Genomic DNA, 15,799 nt, shown 5'->3' with positions numbered 1-15,799 from the left:
TCTTTTCCTGGCCGCGTTTCATATTTGCTGTTTTGTACTTCCTGACTCTCATCAGGTTATGCGAGCAATATCGTTAAAAATAGCGATACCCATAATCATAAACAGAAGCACGCCACCTATTCGGTAACCCCATTCCTGTACCGCTTCAGGCACAGGCTTGCCGGTGATCCATTCCACGATGAAAAACATCAAATGACCACCATCGAGCATAGGCAGGGGTAATAAATTTATAATGCCTAAATTTACGCTTATTAAGGCAAGAAAACTCAAGAAGTACGCAAGCCCGTAACCGGCACTTGTACCTGCTCCTTGAGCAATTGAGATAGGCCCACTTAAGTTTTTAACTGACACATCGCCAGTAAGTAACTTTCCTATCATTTCGACACTGAGTGTCATTAAGCGCCATGTTTTATCTAGCGCAATTCCTATAGCCTCTATAATGCCATACTGATGCGTAAACACATACCCCTCAGGCCAAGGCTCAAACGTTGGGCTTACACCGAGATACCCACTTTGCCCCTGTGCTGTATCGCGGCGCGCTATCGTGGCACGTAGGGTGCGTTGTTGTCCATCCCTTTCAATTGCAAGAGAAATAGTCTCACCGGGATTATCAACAATCACATCAACTAGCGCATTCCACGATGAAAGCTCATCGCCATTTAACCCAGTAATTTTATCACCTGGCAAAAGGCCGGCTTCTTGCGCTGCACTGCCCTCTCCAACAAAACCCACGGTTAATGTTGGGTCGGGTCGAAATGGCGTTAAACCCAAACTGCTTAGTGGAGACTCAATATCTGGATCAAAGTTCCAAGTAGTCAGGTTAAATGTCACTTCTTTTTCGCTATTTGATGCATTTCTGACCGTTACTACCGTATTCTCACCACCAATGTTGGAAACCATTTCCAAATTAACGGCTTCCCAATCTGGTGTGCGTCGGCCATCGATACTAATAATTTCATCGCCCGCTTTTACGCCTGCAATTTCCGCAATACTGTTATCTTCGACAGCTTTTACCACCGGCTTTACTGTCTCTAGCCCAACTAAGTACATAAGCCAAAGGGCAAAGAACGCAAATATAAAATTGACGCCAGGGCCAGCCGCAATAATAGCCATGCGCTGCAGCACCGGCTTGTGATTAAACGCTTTTTCTTCGAGTTCTGGAGGGACGTCGTCTATACGCCCATCGAGCATGCGCACGTATCCACCTAATGGGATCATGGCAATAACATACTCGGTACCTGATTTACCCTGCCTGCGCCAAATAGGCTTGCCAAAGCCAATTGAAAAACGTTCTACCTGTACACCGCATTTGCGTGCCACGTAAAAATGGCCCCACTCGTGTACGGCAACAAGAATACCGAGGGCAAGAATAAATGCGCCTAGGCTCCAAAAAAATGCTAGCACTGAAATTTACCTCTGATTAACTCGTTTGCTTTTACTCTTGCCAACGAGTCTTGTTCTAATAATTGCTGAATGGAGTTCATTTCTACCATCGACATCGCGTTAAGCGTTGCTTCATTAACCTTTGCGATGTCACAAAAACTAATATTTCCGTGCAAAAAGTGCTCTACAGCAACTTCGTTAGCCGCATTGAGACTAGTGGTGGCACATTGGCCAGCTTCACAGGCTGCTATGGCTAACTTCAAGTTTGGATAACGCTCATAACAAGGGGTTTTAAAGCTAAAATCAACAATCTCTTTAAAATTGAGCGGCTTGACGCCAGCCTCTATACGCTGAGGGTGAGCTAATCCATAGGCGATAGGTGTGCGCATGTCTGGATTTCCCATCTGAGCGATCACAGAGCCATCAACGTATTGCACCATGGAATGAATAATGCTCTGAGGGTGAATAACGACGTCGATATCTTTGGACTTAACGCCGAACAGCCAACATACTTCGATAAACTCAAGCCCTTTATTCATCATGGTGGCAGAGTCTATTGTAATCTTTCTCCCCATTGACCAATTGGGGTGAGTGCTGGCCTCGTCAACCGTGATGCTTCCAAACGTATCAAGCGCTCTTTCTCGGAAAGGGCCGCCCGACCCTGTAAGTAGAATTTTTTCAATACCTGAGTTACCTAAGTCGCCGTAGGTAAAATTGTGGGGTAAGCATTGAAAAATCGCGTTATGTTCACTGTCAATTGGCAGTATTTGAGCACCGCTTTTGTTCGCGGCGTCAATGAAGAGTGCGCCAGACATTACGAGCGCCTCTTTATTTGCCAGCAACACGCGCTTTCCTGCTTTCACCGCAGCCATAGTAGGTAGCAAGCCCGCGGCTCCCACAATCGCGGCCATAACTGAGTCAACTTCAGGAGCGCTTGAAACGTCTTCTAATGCCTGCTGTCCACACAGAATTTCAGCTTCAACTTGATACTGCTTTGCTAGCTCTAATGCCGCGCTGTAATGTGATGGGTCAGCAATAACCACATAGCGTGGGGAGCATTTGTTGGCCTGCTCCATAAGCAGCTTTAACTGATTGTTACCGGTAATGGCGAAAATACGGTACTTATCAGGATGACGATTAATTACATCAAGAGTATTGCAACCAATGGAGCCCGTGGCCCCTAAAACAGTGACTGTCCGCATTACGCCATCCAAGTAACATAACAAAACGCGAAGACAGGGAACGCAGCCGTAAGGCTGTCTATGCGGTCAAGCACACCGCCATGCCCAGGTAGAATTTTTCCACTATCTTTAATACCGGCACAGCGCTTGAGCATACTTTCGTTCAGGTCGCCAAGGGCAGACACTGCCACGGTAACTCCACCAATGGCTAAATGCAGCCAAATGCGAGAAGGCTCCACCTGATAGTGCAGCGCCGCGAATGCGATAATGGCAAACGATGCAGCAATTCCACCTAGTAGTCCCTCAAGGCTTTTCCCGGGTGATACATTCGGACGAAGCTTGTGTCGACCAAATTTCACGCCCACAAAAAAGGCGCCAATATCGGCTGCCCATACAATGCCAAGCACATAAAAAATAAGGGACGCGCCGTAGAAAGGGTCTACGTCGTGCAGACTTGTTCTCAGTGCTATCACTGCAACCCAAGTTGGAATAAGTGTTAACAACCCAAAAACAGTACGAACAACCCTACTGTCTCGCCAAAATTTGGAGTATTTAGGGTACGCTAACACCATAGCAAGCGAGGCCCCCCACCAAATCACTGCCACGCTAAGGATACTGGTATATAAACTATGTAACTGTCCCTGATACCAGATCACGCTAGCATCAACAACAAAAGAAAGCGCGATACATATAGCAAAAGCGCCAGCCATAAAAAGAAGCTTTTTAGGACGTTCACAAACGCCAGCCATGGCTGCCCATTCATAAGCGCCAATACCTACAACACCGGCAATAGCAATTTCGAACCAAAAAATAGGTAGGAACAATATGGCGTATAACGCTGTTGGCGCAAGAATTAATGCAGTTATTATTCGTTGTTTTAGCATAATTTGCCCTTGGCTGTGATAATCAGGATGAAGCCGACAATCTTCTGAATGAGGTTAATCATCAGAAACGATAACCTGTTCACCAGTAAGGCCAAAGCGACGTTGCCTAACGTTAAAATCGTCAACAGCACGTTGAAACTCGTCTTCATTAAAATCTGGCCAAAGAACATCGGTGAAGAAAAGCTCGGCATAAGCACATTGCCACAAAAGGAAATTGCTAATACGGTGCTCGCCACCAGTTCTAATAAGAAGGTCTAATTCGGGAAGGTTTGCGGTAGACGTGAACCGGGTAAACATGGCTTCGTCAATATCTTCTGCATCTATGTCGCCAGCTTTGACTTGATTTGCCAGCTGCTTAGTCGCATTTACAATGTCCCAGCGGCCGCCATAATTCGCTGCGATGTTAAGTATTAAATCCGCATTGTCTTGCGTCATCTCTTCAGCTTTGCGAATTTTTTCGACTAATTTAGGGTCAAAAGCACTTAAATCGCCAATAACTTGGAGGCGTACACCATTTTTATGAAGCCGCTTCGCTTCGCTATTTAACACAAGGTTAAACAACTCCATAAGTACGCTTACTTCTTCTTCCGGCCGTTTCCAGTTTTCACTTGAGAATGCGAATAAAGTAAGCGATTCAATGGCGTTTTTTCTCGCAAAGCGCACCACATTTCTTACAGATTCCACACCCGCTTTATGACCGAAAGTACGAATTTTCCCTTTCTTCTGCGCCCATCGACCATTGCCATCCATAATGATAGCAACGTGTTTAGGGCCAGCAACTGGTGCTGGCCCTATCACGCTAGTCTTTTTGGCTGCGTTTAAACGCTTTCCAATCATAATACTAACTTATACTTCCATTAATTCTTTTTCTTTGTCAGCCAGTAGACTGTCAACTTTCTTAATGATTTCGTTAGTGATCGACTGGATATTTTCTTCAGCTGCACGACTTTCGTCTTCGCTGATTTCTTTTTCTTTCAACAGCTCTTTGATATCGCTGTTTGCGTCGCGGCGAATATTGCGGATAGCAACCCGCCCACCTTCCGCTTCATTGCGAACTACGCGAATAAGATCTTTTCTTCGCTCTTCAGTTAGCGGCGGAAGTGGTATACGGATAGAACCGCCAGCGCTCATGGGGTTTAACCCAAGATCAGACTGCATGATAGCTTTTTCAACTGCTTGGATAGCTGATTTATCAAACACAGTTAAGGCAAGCGTACGGCTGTCTTCAGCAATTACATTAGCCACTTGCTTTAGCGGTGTATCTACACCGTAGTACGGCACCATAATACCATCTAGCAGGCTTGGGTGCGCGCGCCCCGTGCGAATTTTGCTAAATTGGCCTTTGAGCGCCACTACGCTTTTTTCCATACGCTCTTGCGCATCTAATTCAATTTCATCAATCACTGTTGTGTGTCCTATATGTCTTTACTTATCATTGCCAGCGTGGCTAATTACGGTGCCTTCTTTCTCGCCCATTACAACACGCTTAAGACAGCCGGGTTTGTTCATATTGAAAACGCGAATTGGAAGGCTGTGGTCACGAGCCAAAGTAAACGCTGACAAATCCATTACTTTTAGTTCCTTATCCAGCACTTCATTATAACTGAGGTGCTCGTACAGGGTAGCGTCTGGATTTTTAACCGGGTCGTCACTATAAACACCGTCGACTTTAGTCGCTTTTAATACGGCGTCTGCTTCAATTTCAATTCCGCGTAAGCACGCAGCGGAATCCGTTGTGAAAAATGGGTTTCCGGTGCCTGCTGAAAAAATAACGACTCTACCAGACTTCAGTAAGCTAATTGCTTCTGCCCAATTATACGCATCGCAAACGCCGTTTAAAGGAATTGCTGACATCATGCGTGCATTTACAAATGCTCTGTGTAGTGCATCTCGCATTGCCAAACCGTTCATCACAGTAGCTAGCATACCCATATGATCGCCTACTACGCGATTCATACCCGCTTTTGCTAAACCTTCGCCGCGAAATAAGTTACCGCCACCAATAACAAGGCCCACTTGAACACCAAGTTCAACCAACTCTTTAATTTCTTGTGCCATTCTATCTAGCACTTTGGGGTCTATGCCAAAGCCTTCTTCACCCATAAGGGCTTCACCGCTAAGTTTTAACAGAATGCGTCGATATGCTGATTTAGGTGTGATACTCATTATTCGATATGTCCTCGTAAACCCGGTTTGTGCTATGTATTTTAAATACATGCCTTAGCATGAAAAAACATAGAACAAATCGCGTTAGTTTTTTGAAAGGTTTATGCTTTCTTAACCCAGCGCCGCTTCAAAGCCGTATTTTCAAATGACTTGCAAAAACGTCACTCACACTAACGTGAAACCGCTGCAATAGAAAGAGATTCGGCTATAAAAAAGCACCCCCGAAGAGGTGCTTTTAGTTTATCTGACATTCTCTGAATGCAAAAGAAAAACGCTCAATTATTTCTTAGCGGCTTCCATTTGCGCAGCTACTTCTGCTGCAAAATCTTCAGTTTTCTTCTCGATACCTTCGCCTACTTCAAAACGCACGAAGTTGATAACGTCTGCACTGTTGTTCTTAAGAAGTTCAGCAACTGTGATCGACGGATCTTTAACAAAAGGTTGGCCAGTAAGACTCACTTCACCAGTGAACTTCTTCATACGACCTGCAACCATTTTCTCAGCGATGTCTGCTGGCTTACCAGACTGCATTGCGATATCGATTTGGATCTCTTTTTCTTTCTCAACAACTTCAGCCGGAACATTTTCAGGCTTAACATATTGAGGGCTTGCCGCTGCAACGTGCATAGAAACGTCTTTAGCTAGCTCTTCGTCGCCACCAGTAAGAATAGCGATAACGCCAATACGACCACCGTGAACATAAGCACCTAGTGTGTCACCTTCAACGTTGATAACGCGGCGAGGTGAAATGTTTTCACCAATTTTTGCTACAAGCGTGTCACGTGCATCGCTAACTTTTGAGCCGTTTAGTTCAGCGTCGTTAAGTGTTTCGATGTCGTTGATGTTGTTAGCAGAAGCTAATTCAAGTAGGTCATTACCAAACTTAAGGAAACTCTCGTCGCGAGCAACGAAGTCTGTTTCGCAGTTTAGTTCAAGCATAGTCGCGCGACCCGCTTCAACTTTCGTTAGGATTACACCTTCAGCTGCAATACGACCTGCTTTTTTAGCCGCTTTTGCTTGACCTGATTTACGCATGTTTTCAATGGCTAATTCAATGTCACCATCTGTCTCAACAAGCGCTTTTTTACAATCCAGCATACCTGCGCCAGTACGTTCGCGCAGTTCTTTAACTAGTGCTGCAGTCACTGCCATTTTTCAATTCCTCAGCAATAAATATAAATTCGTTAGGTAAAAGGGGCTAATCGCCCCTCTCAATACGTCTCGTAGCAAATTCGCTTCCAATTTAAATTGGCAGCGAGTGTACAGAATTACTCTGCTGCTTCTACGAAGTCGTCTTGCTCAGCTTGTACTTCAAGGTTGCTCTCGCGACCAGAATTAACAGCGTCTGCAGCAGCGTCCAAGTAAAGTTGGATAGCGCGGATAGCATCGTCGTTACCAGGGATGATGTAATCAACACCGTCTGGGTTAGAGTTAGTATCTACAACACCAACAACAGGGATACCAAGGTTACGTGCTTCTGTAACTGCAATGTGCTCATGGTCTGCATCAACAACAAAGATTACGTCTGGAAGACCGCCCATGTTTTTGATACCACCAAGGCTGTTCTCAAGCTTATCCATTTCGCGTTGAAGCATAAGCGCTTCTTTTTTGGTTAGCTTTTCAAACGTTCCGTCTTGGCTCTTTTGCTCAAGCTCTTTAAGACGCTTGATTGACTGGCGCACTGTTTTCCAGTTAGTCAACATACCGCCCAACCAACGCTTGTTTACGTAGAACTGGTCGCATTTTACAGCAGCATCTTTTATCGCATCACCAGCGGCACGTTTAGTACCAACAAAAAGGATTTTACCTTTTTTTGCTGAAACACTTGAGATGTAGTTCAAAGCGTTGTTAAACAGTGGAACTGTTTTTTCTAGGTTGATGATATGAACTTTGTTACGAGCACCAAAGATGTATGGTTTCATCTTTGGGTTCCAGTAACGAGTTTGGTGACCGAAATGCACACCGGCTTTCAGCATGTCACGCATAGAAACATTAGCCATTTTATTTTCCTCTTGGGGTTAGGCCTCCATATACCCCTTGTATCGATCCACCCTAGCGAAAAACGATAGTGTGGACACCCCGATAACAAGTGTCGGTATATGTGTGTTTTAATAAGAAATATACCCTCTACGACGACTTCGCTTTCACAAAAAAATACGAGCTTTCCGTCAGGGCGCGCGCTTTATACCATAAAGCTTTAGTGGTAACAAGTTTTCAGCCCTGCTTGCCTGTTGTTTGTCATTATTTTCTGAAAGACGGTTGAACGCATGTTTACTGCATATCCAATAGTGGTCATATTGGTGATATACTGCGTAAAACTGTTTATTAATCAAAAGACGATTATTGAGAGGCATTGTGGCAGCAATTATCAAATCCCCTGATGAAATCGAAAAAATGCGCGTTGCTGGTAAGCTAGCAGCCGAAGTTCTTACTATGATCACGCCCCATGTAAAAAAAGGCGTAACGACCGATCAGCTCAATACGCTTTGTCATGACTTTATTGTGAACGAACAAAAAGCGATACCTGCACCGCTAAACTATGGCAACCCACCTTTTCCTAAGTCAGTGTGTACTTCGGTGAACCATTGTATATGTCATGGTATTCCGTCTGACAAAAAGCTAAAAGATGGTGACATCATTAATATAGACGTAACTGTTATTAAGGACGGTTATCACGGCGACACATCAAAGATGTTTACTGTGGGCAAACCTACTATTCTGGCTGAGCGTCTTATTCGTGTAACGCAAGAATCGTTATACAAAGCCATCGAGCAAGTTAAACCTGGCATGCGTTTAGGTGATATTGGGCATATCTGCCAAACTCATGCAGAGGCGCATAACTATTCAATAGTTAGAGAATATTGCGGCCATGGTATTGGCTCCAGTTTTCACGAAGAACCACAAATTGTGCATTACGGCAAACCAGGAACAGGCGAAGAGTTAGTACCGGGTATGTGTTTTACTATCGAACCTATGGTCAATGCAGGTAAGCGCTATTCCAAAGTACTTCCAGACCAGTGGACTGTGGTAACGAAAGATAGAAGCTTAAGCGCTCAATGGGAACACACGCTGCTAGTCACTGAAGACGGCGTTGAGGTACTTACGTTGAGAGAAGAAGAAACATTACCTCGCGTTATTTCTCACAAATAGCTGTTACGCTTTCGAGCTATTTCAATAAAAGTTTCATACGAGTTAAGAGCTTGGCTATTGACGACAATAACCAAGCTTTTTTTCGAATCTATATTATCGCTTAATTAGCGCTTAGTTTTGGGCTTTGTCCCGTCCCTGTTTTTACTATTTTGTGCAGGTGAAATTGCCTTATGAAATAGCGTTTAGAGCTGCTCACTACCCACTTTTTTTCGATATTGCTCACGTGTCAAAAACGACGATTTAGACAATCATTCACCACGCTATAACGTTTTTCCATATTTATTCATAAATAGACCTAAAATATGCACCTAATCGATACTGCGATTTTGTGCTAAATCGTGATAAAGTTTATAGCGTTTACACTTAAGCAATCCAAAGGTGCAGTTTGACGCTCCAATCTCTAATCCAAGAAATAGACAGTATCAGTAGTGTTGATGACATTCCTAAAATCAAAACATGCGTTGAGAAAAACTACGCGTGGATTACAGACTCGTTTAATTCCGCTCCTGTCAATCAATTAGTTACAGGCAGAGCACAATTTGTCGATGCACTGCTTTGTCATTTGTGGCAACTGTTCGGCCTAAGTTCTATCAACGATTTATCGCTTTGTGCCGTCGGTGGATACGGTCGTGGTCATTTGCAGCCTTATTCTGATATCGATCTACTTATTGTTAGTAAGAAGAAGCTTAGCGCCGATGCACAAGACAAAGTCGGTCGCTTTATTACGCTGTTGTGGGACATCAAATTAGATGTTGGCCAGTCGGTGCGAACGATTAAAGAGACCGTCAAGCTCGCAAAAGATGATATTACCATCGCCACTAATTTGGTTGAAAGTCGCCTTCTATCCGGTAGCGAAGAAACCTTTGAGAAGCTTTGGGAAGAAGCGAATGGAAGAAATTCGTGGAGTAGTAAAGCGTTTTTCTCTGCTAAATACGAAGAACAGAAAAAACGACATGCCAAATTTAACGGCACTGCATACAACTTAGAACCCAACATAAAAGAGAATCCTGGTTGTCTTCGAGACATTCAATCTATTGGCTGGGTAGCTAAGAAACATTTTAAAGAATACGATGGTTGGAACTTGGTAGGTCATGGTTACTTCACTGAACAAGAACACAGTGAGCTCATCGCCTGCCGCATGCACCTTTGGAAAATGCGCTGTGCACTCCACTTGGTTGCCCAGCGAAGCGAAAACCGTCTATTATTCGATTATCAGCCAGATGTAGCGGAGATGATGGGCTACGGTGAAGAAGGTAAATCATCAGTAGAAAAGATGATGCGAGACTTCTTTCGCACTGTGGCTCGTGTAACAGAGCTCAACCAAATGCTGCTTCAGCGTTTTAAATACGACATGCTGAATCAAAGCGTTCAACACAGTGCCGTTATCAATGAAGACTTCGAGCTTCTTGATTACATGATTTCTCCTCGCCATGAGCGAGTGTTCTCGACTCCTGAAGCTATTCTCGATTTCTTACACCTGGTAACCAATACACCAGATGTTAAAGGCCTCAGCACCACGTGTATTCGTCAACTGCGCAATGCCCATAGGGAATTTGAAAGTACCTATTATGTCGAACGTCCAGCGTGTCGTGAGAAATTTATGATGCTGATGAAACAACCCGATTTTTTTAATTTTGGTTGGGACATAATGCATCAATATGGAATTATTCAGGCTTACTTACCTGAGTGGGACGCTATTGTGGGCATGATGCAGTTTGATTTGTTTCACGCTTACACTGTTGACGAGCACACCCATAGGCTTGTTAAGCATGTTAATTACTTTTTTTCGAAAGAGAATAAAGACTTTCCCCGATGTGGCCGAATTTGCCGACATCTCGATAAACCAGAAGTGTTGTATATCGCCGCTATTTTTCACGATATAGCGAAAGGCCGCAATGGCGATCACTCGAAACTTGGTGCCAAGGATGTAGCCACATTTTGCGAACTTCATAATGTTCCATCGTCCGATGCAGAGATGATTGCCTGGCTTGTTGAAAATCACTTGCTGATGTCTGTAGTCGCTCAGCGAAGAGATATTTACGATCCGGATGTCATCAGTGAGTTTGCCAGCGCAATACGAAGCCACAACCACTTGAACCTGCTCTATACATTAACGCTTGCAGATATTCGTGCCACCAATGATAACTTGTGGAATGACTGGAAAGCATCTTTGCTAAGAGAATTGTATCTCATGACGCAAAAGGCTTTAGATAACGGTCTTCAGTGTCAGGTGACGCTTAATGAACGAGTTGCCACGCACAAACATCAAGCGCGACAAATATTGCAAGAGCGGGCTATCAGCCCTGTTTCTGTAGACGCTCTCTGGGCGCGTTTGGACGATGACTACTTTGTACGTTTTAAGCCAACACAGGTGGCCTGGCATACAGAAGAAATTATAACGGCTCAGGAAGATTGGTTAACGCCAGATAACGACGCTTTATTAGTTAGAGCCAATGACAATAGCGCCAAGGGTGGAACGGAACTATTCGTTTATGGCAAAGACAGAAAGGCATTATTCGCACAGGTTGCCTCTGTACTAGATAGCAGAAATTGCTCTATCCACGATGCACACGTTACCGTTACACGAGACGGCTACGTATTCGACAGTATGATAGTGTTAGAAAATGACGGTACGCGTCTTTCATCTGAGTCTCGTATCATGTCGCTAGAAAAAGCCGTCTCTACCCAGTTAGAAAAACCTGGCCGCTCCCACGAAAATAAGCGAAAGCTACCCCGTCAGATGAGGCAATTAGACGTTCCTACCAAGGTGCGCTTTTTTAACTTAAACGACGAGGCGACGCTTGTTGAGCTTGAAGCACTAGACGCGCCCGGCATTTTAGCTAAAATTGGCCACGCGTTTGTTGACACCAACATGACATTAAAGCTTGCTAAAATAGCAACCATCGGCGAACGCGCCGAAGACATTTTTATCGTCAGCAACGAGGCTGGCACCGCATTAACCCAAGAACAACAAGTTAGCTTGAAAAAGCGTATCTTGTTTAAACTCGACCAACTTGAAGATATTACAATACCATGAATGAATTGAAAGCCATTATTGAAGACGCCTTCGAAAACCGCGATGCCATTAGCCCAAATGAAGCTCCTGACGAGGTAAGAAACGCCGTTGCAGAAGCAATTTCACTGCTAAACAGCGGTCAAGCTCGAGTCGCCGAGAAAATTGCAGGGGAATGGGTAGTTCACCAGTGGTTGAAAAAAGCTGTGTTGCTTTTTTTCCGACTTCACAACAACGAAATGATTGACGGCGCCGAGAGCAAGTATTTTGATAAAGTGCCATTAAAATACACCAACTACACAAATGAACAGTTTGTTGCAGATGGCGCCCGTATAGTGCCACCAGCTGCAGTTCGTACCGGTACATTTGTAGGCAAAAACGCAGTAGTAATGCCGTCTTATGTCAACATTGGCGCCTACGTTGACGAGGGTACTATGGTAGATACATGGGCAACTGTTGGCTCATGTGCACAAATCGGTAAAAACGTTCACCTTTCTGGTGGTGTAGGTATTGGTGGCGTACTAGAGCCATTACAAGCAAACCCTACCATCATAGAAGATAACTGCTTTATCGGCGCTCGCTCTGAAATTGTAGAAGGCGTTATTGTTGAAGAGGGCGCGGTTATCTCAATGGGTGTTTATATTGGTCAAAGTACGCGTATTTATGACCGTGAAACTGGAGAGATCCACTACGGACGCGTACCTGCAGGTTCGGTAGTGGTATCTGGAAACTTACCCAGTGCAGATGGTAAATACAGCCTTTACGCTGCCATAATCGTTAAGAAAGTAGATGCCAAAACCCGCGCTAAAGTAGGAATCAATGCCCTGTTGCGCGGCGTAGAGTAATTAAAACTGTTCTGAAAAATAAATAAAAAAGGGGCGCTAACATTCTTTAGCGCCCCTTTTTAATGCCTTTGCCTCAACAATTTATGACAAAAGTTTGTCTTTTATACTGTTTACCCAATCAACCACATCTTTCTCAGGCTCAAGGGTTTCCATTGCATCCACCTCTAGCATCTCAGACGCTGGCTTGCCCTGCAGCTCAACAAGAAGCGCTTGAAATTGTTTACCCGCACCACAGAAGCTCTCCCCATAGCTGCTATCGCCAAGGGCGGCAACAGCAAAGGGTTTGTCTTTCAGCAGGGGCGCGTCGTCCTTTAAGTCTGAAAAAACAAACTCAAGGTTAGGTGGAACATCCCCTTGCCCTGTTGTAGAGGTGATAATTAATATAGCGTCTGCATCAGTAAAATCTTCAACCGACGGGTCGCTTTCAAGCTCGCAATCTACGCCTTGTTCAGCTAAGTTTTCTTCTACCTGTTCAGCGACATGCTGCGCGTTCCCATACACTGTGCCCGCTATTATCTTCAATGTACTCATTACTACCCCTACTAACTGTTTTATAAACTTTGCTACAACGTTTTACGAAGGAACAACGCGAAAGTTTTCTAAACGACGTATAAACATCGCCATTTCATGATGAAAATCTGAAGATATTGTCACCCACTTTTGAGAAGTTGGATGATAGAACCCCATACCTGTACAGTTTAAGGCCAAATTATTAAAACTAAAGTGCGACTTAGCGAATTTATTCTGCTTTCCGTCGCCATGGGTCGTGTCACCTATAATAGGGTGTCGAATATGTGCTAAATGCCTACGTAATTGATGCTTTCTGCCCGTACTTGGTGATAATTTTACTAATGAATATCGCGCACTTTGATATTTTCCGACAGGCTGTGGTACTTCATAACAAGCTACAGATTCATACACTGTTGTCGCTATTTGCGGTGGCTGCTGTGGCCGCTTGTGCTTGTCTGCTATTTTGTCGTACTTGTATTTAAGTGCGTAATCAATGAATCCAGTATTATGCACAAACCCTCTCACCACAGCATGATAGGTCTTATGCACCTGTTTTTGCATCATCTGCTGTCCAAGTTCCCCCGCTAACTGACCATCGAAGGCAAATAGAAGAACGCCAGACGTAGGTCGGTCTAACCGATGTGCAGGAAAAACGCGCTTACCAATTTGGTCTCGCAAGGTTTGTACCGCGAATACTTTTTCGTGTTTATCTATTGGGCTTCTATGCACCAACATGCCAGGCGGCTTCTCAATAGCAACAATATCCTGGTCTTGATACAAAATTTTTAACGGATGAGGTGTTGCACTTATTTCAACGGAGCGACTGTTGGCAGACATGCCTTCTCTACTTTCGTCTTGGCCGGTATCTTTTTCTCCAAGCTTCTCTTGCGAGTCCTCTCTCATTGGGCCATTCCTTGCTCAACTCTCGCTGTCTGAACTAAACCATCTATAGCCGCTATCTGCTTAATGATAGGGGTTGACCTGTCTTCCAAATACAGCCGAGCCGCCGGCGTGATTTCCATCTCAGGCAGTGCGGCATCAGAATGAATTAGTTGCGACATTTTTGGAATAAATATAAAAGCTAGCCAGCTCTCAAAATCCATAGCATCAACCGCAAAAGGAACAGTGCTATTTAGCGCTTCATTAGAAGGACTAGTTGAAGGCCATACGCCCTCTTTTCTCATCGATAATGCCAATGCTTCAAGGGCAGTTAGAATAGCCTGTTTACCGGGTGTCATATGTCAGTTTCCAACGAGGTGTTTTTAAGTGAATTTTTTCTAACGAGCAGCATAAATTAGAGTAAGCCAAAGCGATCGGCCTTGTTAGGCACTTTTAAGAGTTATCAGTATACCAGCCTTCAAAAATTACTGTCACCGCAATGATTCTAGAGATAGACGCGTGACAGACAATAATTTATCTGTGATAAACTAATCGCTATTGATTTTGGGGCGGTGCTATTTTCTCGGCGCTGCTATCTGCTCGGCGCTGCTGTCTGCTCGATATTTGAGATCGAGGTGCAGGTCGGTGTGCTAGAACGTTATTATAGAGTTCATTTACAGAGCTTTAACGAGACCCCAGTGGTAATTTGCAGTATTTAGGATGTTTTGATGAGCGCAAACACAATTAATTCCATCAGCGAGTTTTTACTCCACGCTGGTACAGAATACAAGATATTTGATATCGGGCGAAGGCTAACTCTGACCGACAATCAAACATTCTTAGATATTGAGAATGGCAAAGCCTATGCGCCATTCCCTCGTCAGCAACACGCGTGGTTTGGAATTGTTTTTTGGAATAAAAACGCATCGTCAGAGCACTACATTTGGTTTGTTAAACTTCCTACAGATGAGCAAGGGTTGGTAGTTTCGGCAGCTCGAAATCACTTTCTTGATATAATTGTAGATGCATTAGGTCAGTCAATTTTAGAAGACACAGAAAAGGCCCAAAAGCTGCCGGACAACCCCTACTCTTTTGTGCCCAATCAATCCCTACTCGCCCAGTTCAACGCAGCGGTTAAACAAGCACTGTTACAACCATTGAGTGATGAAGCAAGGCAAGTAGAAGCCTATATTCAAGCGCCGCAGTTAGTAGATTGGCAGCGTTTGTCAATGCAAAGCGTTGCAGACTTTGCCTCTTCTTTACCAAAACACAGCAAGCAAGATATGTTAGAAAAAGCTGTTGCCAAAAACTCGACCTTATATTCTGAAGTATTTTTGAATACGCTCATGGAGATGCTCGAATATGTGCCTTTAAGCGCTACCATGAAAGAATTTATTACCACACGCTTTTTCAGCAGTAATCACACAAGTGAAGTTAATCTTGCCGCTTTACGTGCTCTATCTACTGGTTCATTTGACCAAGATGTGCACAGCGTCTTACAAAGAGTGCTCGAGAACGAGAGCTGTGCTCGCTTAGATATCCTGAGTGTCATCGCCGCTCGCCATTATGAACAAATGGATGACTCACTCCTTACATTGTTTTTAACACAGGCAGCCAAAGCAGATAATCAAAGCGAACATGCTGGCGCATTTTTTTCCGGTTTCTTTTCTGACTTGGTACAGATTCCAAAGTTACGTCGGCAAGTTTTATCACTTCTTCGTTCACCTGACAGGCCCGCAGAATTAGCCTCTGCATTCAACAAACTGTTTGCGCAAACGGGAAAATAAT

15 protein-coding genes are annotated in these 15,799 nt (G+C 44.2%); 4 read left to right on the top strand and 11 right to left on the bottom strand.

All coding sequences use genetic code 11. The annotated features are described in order from the left end of the window. Nucleotides 1-51: 51 nt before the first annotated feature. The 8 genes from rseP to rpsB all read right to left on the bottom strand — a co-directional run bounded on the left by rseP (nt 52) and on the right by rpsB (nt 7,614). On the bottom strand, nt 52-1,404 hold the full coding sequence (gene rseP / locus BM528_RS04540) for a sigma E protease regulator RseP (RefSeq protein WP_071978860.1): 1,353 nt from the start codon (nt 1,402-1,404) through the stop codon (nt 52-54). Then, nucleotides 1,398-2,585 (bottom strand): 1-deoxy-D-xylulose-5-phosphate reductoisomerase, encoded by a 1,188-nt coding sequence (ispC, locus tag BM528_RS04535; RefSeq protein ID WP_071978859.1) that lies wholly within the window; start codon nt 2,583-2,585, stop codon nt 1,398-1,400. Before ispC ends, rseP begins: the two co-directional genes overlap by 7 nt. Then, the gene (locus BM528_RS04530) at nt 2,585-3,448 is read right to left on the bottom strand and encodes a phosphatidate cytidylyltransferase (RefSeq protein ID WP_071978858.1); all 864 of its coding nucleotides are present in this window, start codon (nt 3,446-3,448) and stop codon (nt 2,585-2,587) included. Before BM528_RS04530 ends, ispC begins: the two co-directional genes overlap by 1 nt. A gap of 54 nt (nt 3,449-3,502) precedes the next feature. Beyond that, complete coding sequence (gene uppS / locus BM528_RS04525) at nt 3,503-4,285, bottom strand: polyprenyl diphosphate synthase (RefSeq protein ID WP_071978857.1); 783 nt, start codon at nt 4,283-4,285, stop codon at nt 3,503-3,505. Between the two features lie 9 nt (nt 4,286-4,294). Beyond that, complete coding sequence (gene frr / locus BM528_RS04520) at nt 4,295-4,852, bottom strand: ribosome recycling factor (RefSeq protein WP_071978856.1); 558 nt, start codon at nt 4,850-4,852, stop codon at nt 4,295-4,297. Between the two features lie 21 nt (nt 4,853-4,873). After that, nucleotides 4,874-5,614 carry a UMP kinase gene (gene pyrH, locus BM528_RS04515; protein ID WP_071978855.1) on the bottom strand — a complete coding sequence of 247 codons (741 nt, stop codon included), beginning with the start codon at nt 5,612-5,614 and terminating at the stop codon, nt 4,874-4,876. Nucleotides 5,615-5,893: 279 nt separating this feature from the next. After that, nucleotides 5,894-6,766, bottom strand: a complete 873-nt coding sequence (tsf, locus tag BM528_RS04510) for a translation elongation factor Ts (RefSeq protein ID WP_071978854.1) — start codon at nt 6,764-6,766, stop codon at nt 5,894-5,896. Nucleotides 6,767-6,882: 116 nt separating this feature from the next. After that, nucleotides 6,883-7,614 carry a 30S ribosomal protein S2 gene (rpsB, locus tag BM528_RS04505; RefSeq protein ID WP_071978853.1) on the bottom strand — a complete coding sequence of 244 codons (732 nt, stop codon included), beginning with the start codon at nt 7,612-7,614 and terminating at the stop codon, nt 6,883-6,885. A gap of 355 nt (nt 7,615-7,969) precedes the next feature. On the opposite strand from rpsB, the gene map reads away from it, so the two are divergent. The 3 genes from map (at nt 7,970) to dapD (ending at nt 12,622) form a co-directional block, all read left to right on the top strand. Next, nucleotides 7,970-8,764 carry a type I methionyl aminopeptidase gene (gene map, locus BM528_RS04500; RefSeq protein WP_071981158.1) on the top strand — a complete coding sequence of 265 codons (795 nt, stop codon included), beginning with the start codon at nt 7,970-7,972 and terminating at the stop codon, nt 8,762-8,764. A gap of 385 nt (nt 8,765-9,149) precedes the next feature. Next, a complete protein-coding gene (gene glnD / locus BM528_RS04495) occupies nt 9,150-11,801 on the top strand; it encodes a [protein-PII] uridylyltransferase (RefSeq protein WP_071978852.1) in 2,652 nt (883 codons plus the stop codon). After that, the gene (gene dapD / locus BM528_RS04490) at nt 11,798-12,622 is read left to right on the top strand and encodes a 2,3,4,5-tetrahydropyridine-2,6-dicarboxylate N-succinyltransferase (protein ID WP_071978851.1); all 825 of its coding nucleotides are present in this window, start codon (nt 11,798-11,800) and stop codon (nt 12,620-12,622) included. The genes glnD and dapD overlap by 4 nt, the downstream gene beginning before the upstream one ends. An 81-nt stretch (nt 12,623-12,703) precedes the next feature. Here the strand turns inward: dapD and BM528_RS04485 are convergent, their stop codons facing one another. The 3 genes from BM528_RS04485 to BM528_RS04475 all read right to left on the bottom strand — a co-directional run bounded on the left by BM528_RS04485 (nt 12,704) and on the right by BM528_RS04475 (nt 14,370). Then, the gene (locus BM528_RS04485) at nt 12,704-13,153 is read right to left on the bottom strand and encodes a flavodoxin domain-containing protein (protein WP_071978850.1); all 450 of its coding nucleotides are present in this window, start codon (nt 13,151-13,153) and stop codon (nt 12,704-12,706) included. A gap of 42 nt (nt 13,154-13,195) precedes the next feature. Continuing rightward, a complete protein-coding gene (locus BM528_RS04480; protein WP_071981157.1) occupies nt 13,196-13,969 on the bottom strand; it encodes a pseudouridine synthase in 774 nt (257 codons plus the stop codon). A 62-nt stretch (nt 13,970-14,031) separates the two neighbouring features. Further along, nucleotides 14,032-14,370: a YqcC family protein gene (locus BM528_RS04475; RefSeq protein WP_071978849.1), complete on the bottom strand. Its 339-nt coding sequence runs from the start codon at nt 14,368-14,370 to the stop codon at nt 14,032-14,034. A 369-nt stretch (nt 14,371-14,739) separates the two neighbouring features. On the opposite strand from BM528_RS04475, the gene BM528_RS04470 reads away from it, so the two are divergent. Then, nucleotides 14,740-15,798 (top strand): DUF3549 family protein, encoded by a 1,059-nt coding sequence (locus BM528_RS04470; protein ID WP_071978848.1) that lies wholly within the window; start codon nt 14,740-14,742, stop codon nt 15,796-15,798. Nucleotide 15,799: the final 1 nt, after the last annotated feature.

This window comes from Alteromonas sp. RW2A1 (genome assembly GCF_001886475.1).
Lineage (GTDB): Bacteria > Pseudomonadota > Gammaproteobacteria > Enterobacterales > Alteromonadaceae > Alteromonas > Alteromonas hispanica.
Note: the sequence above shows the minus strand (reverse complement) of the source record. Positions and strands in the feature narration are given on the sequence as shown.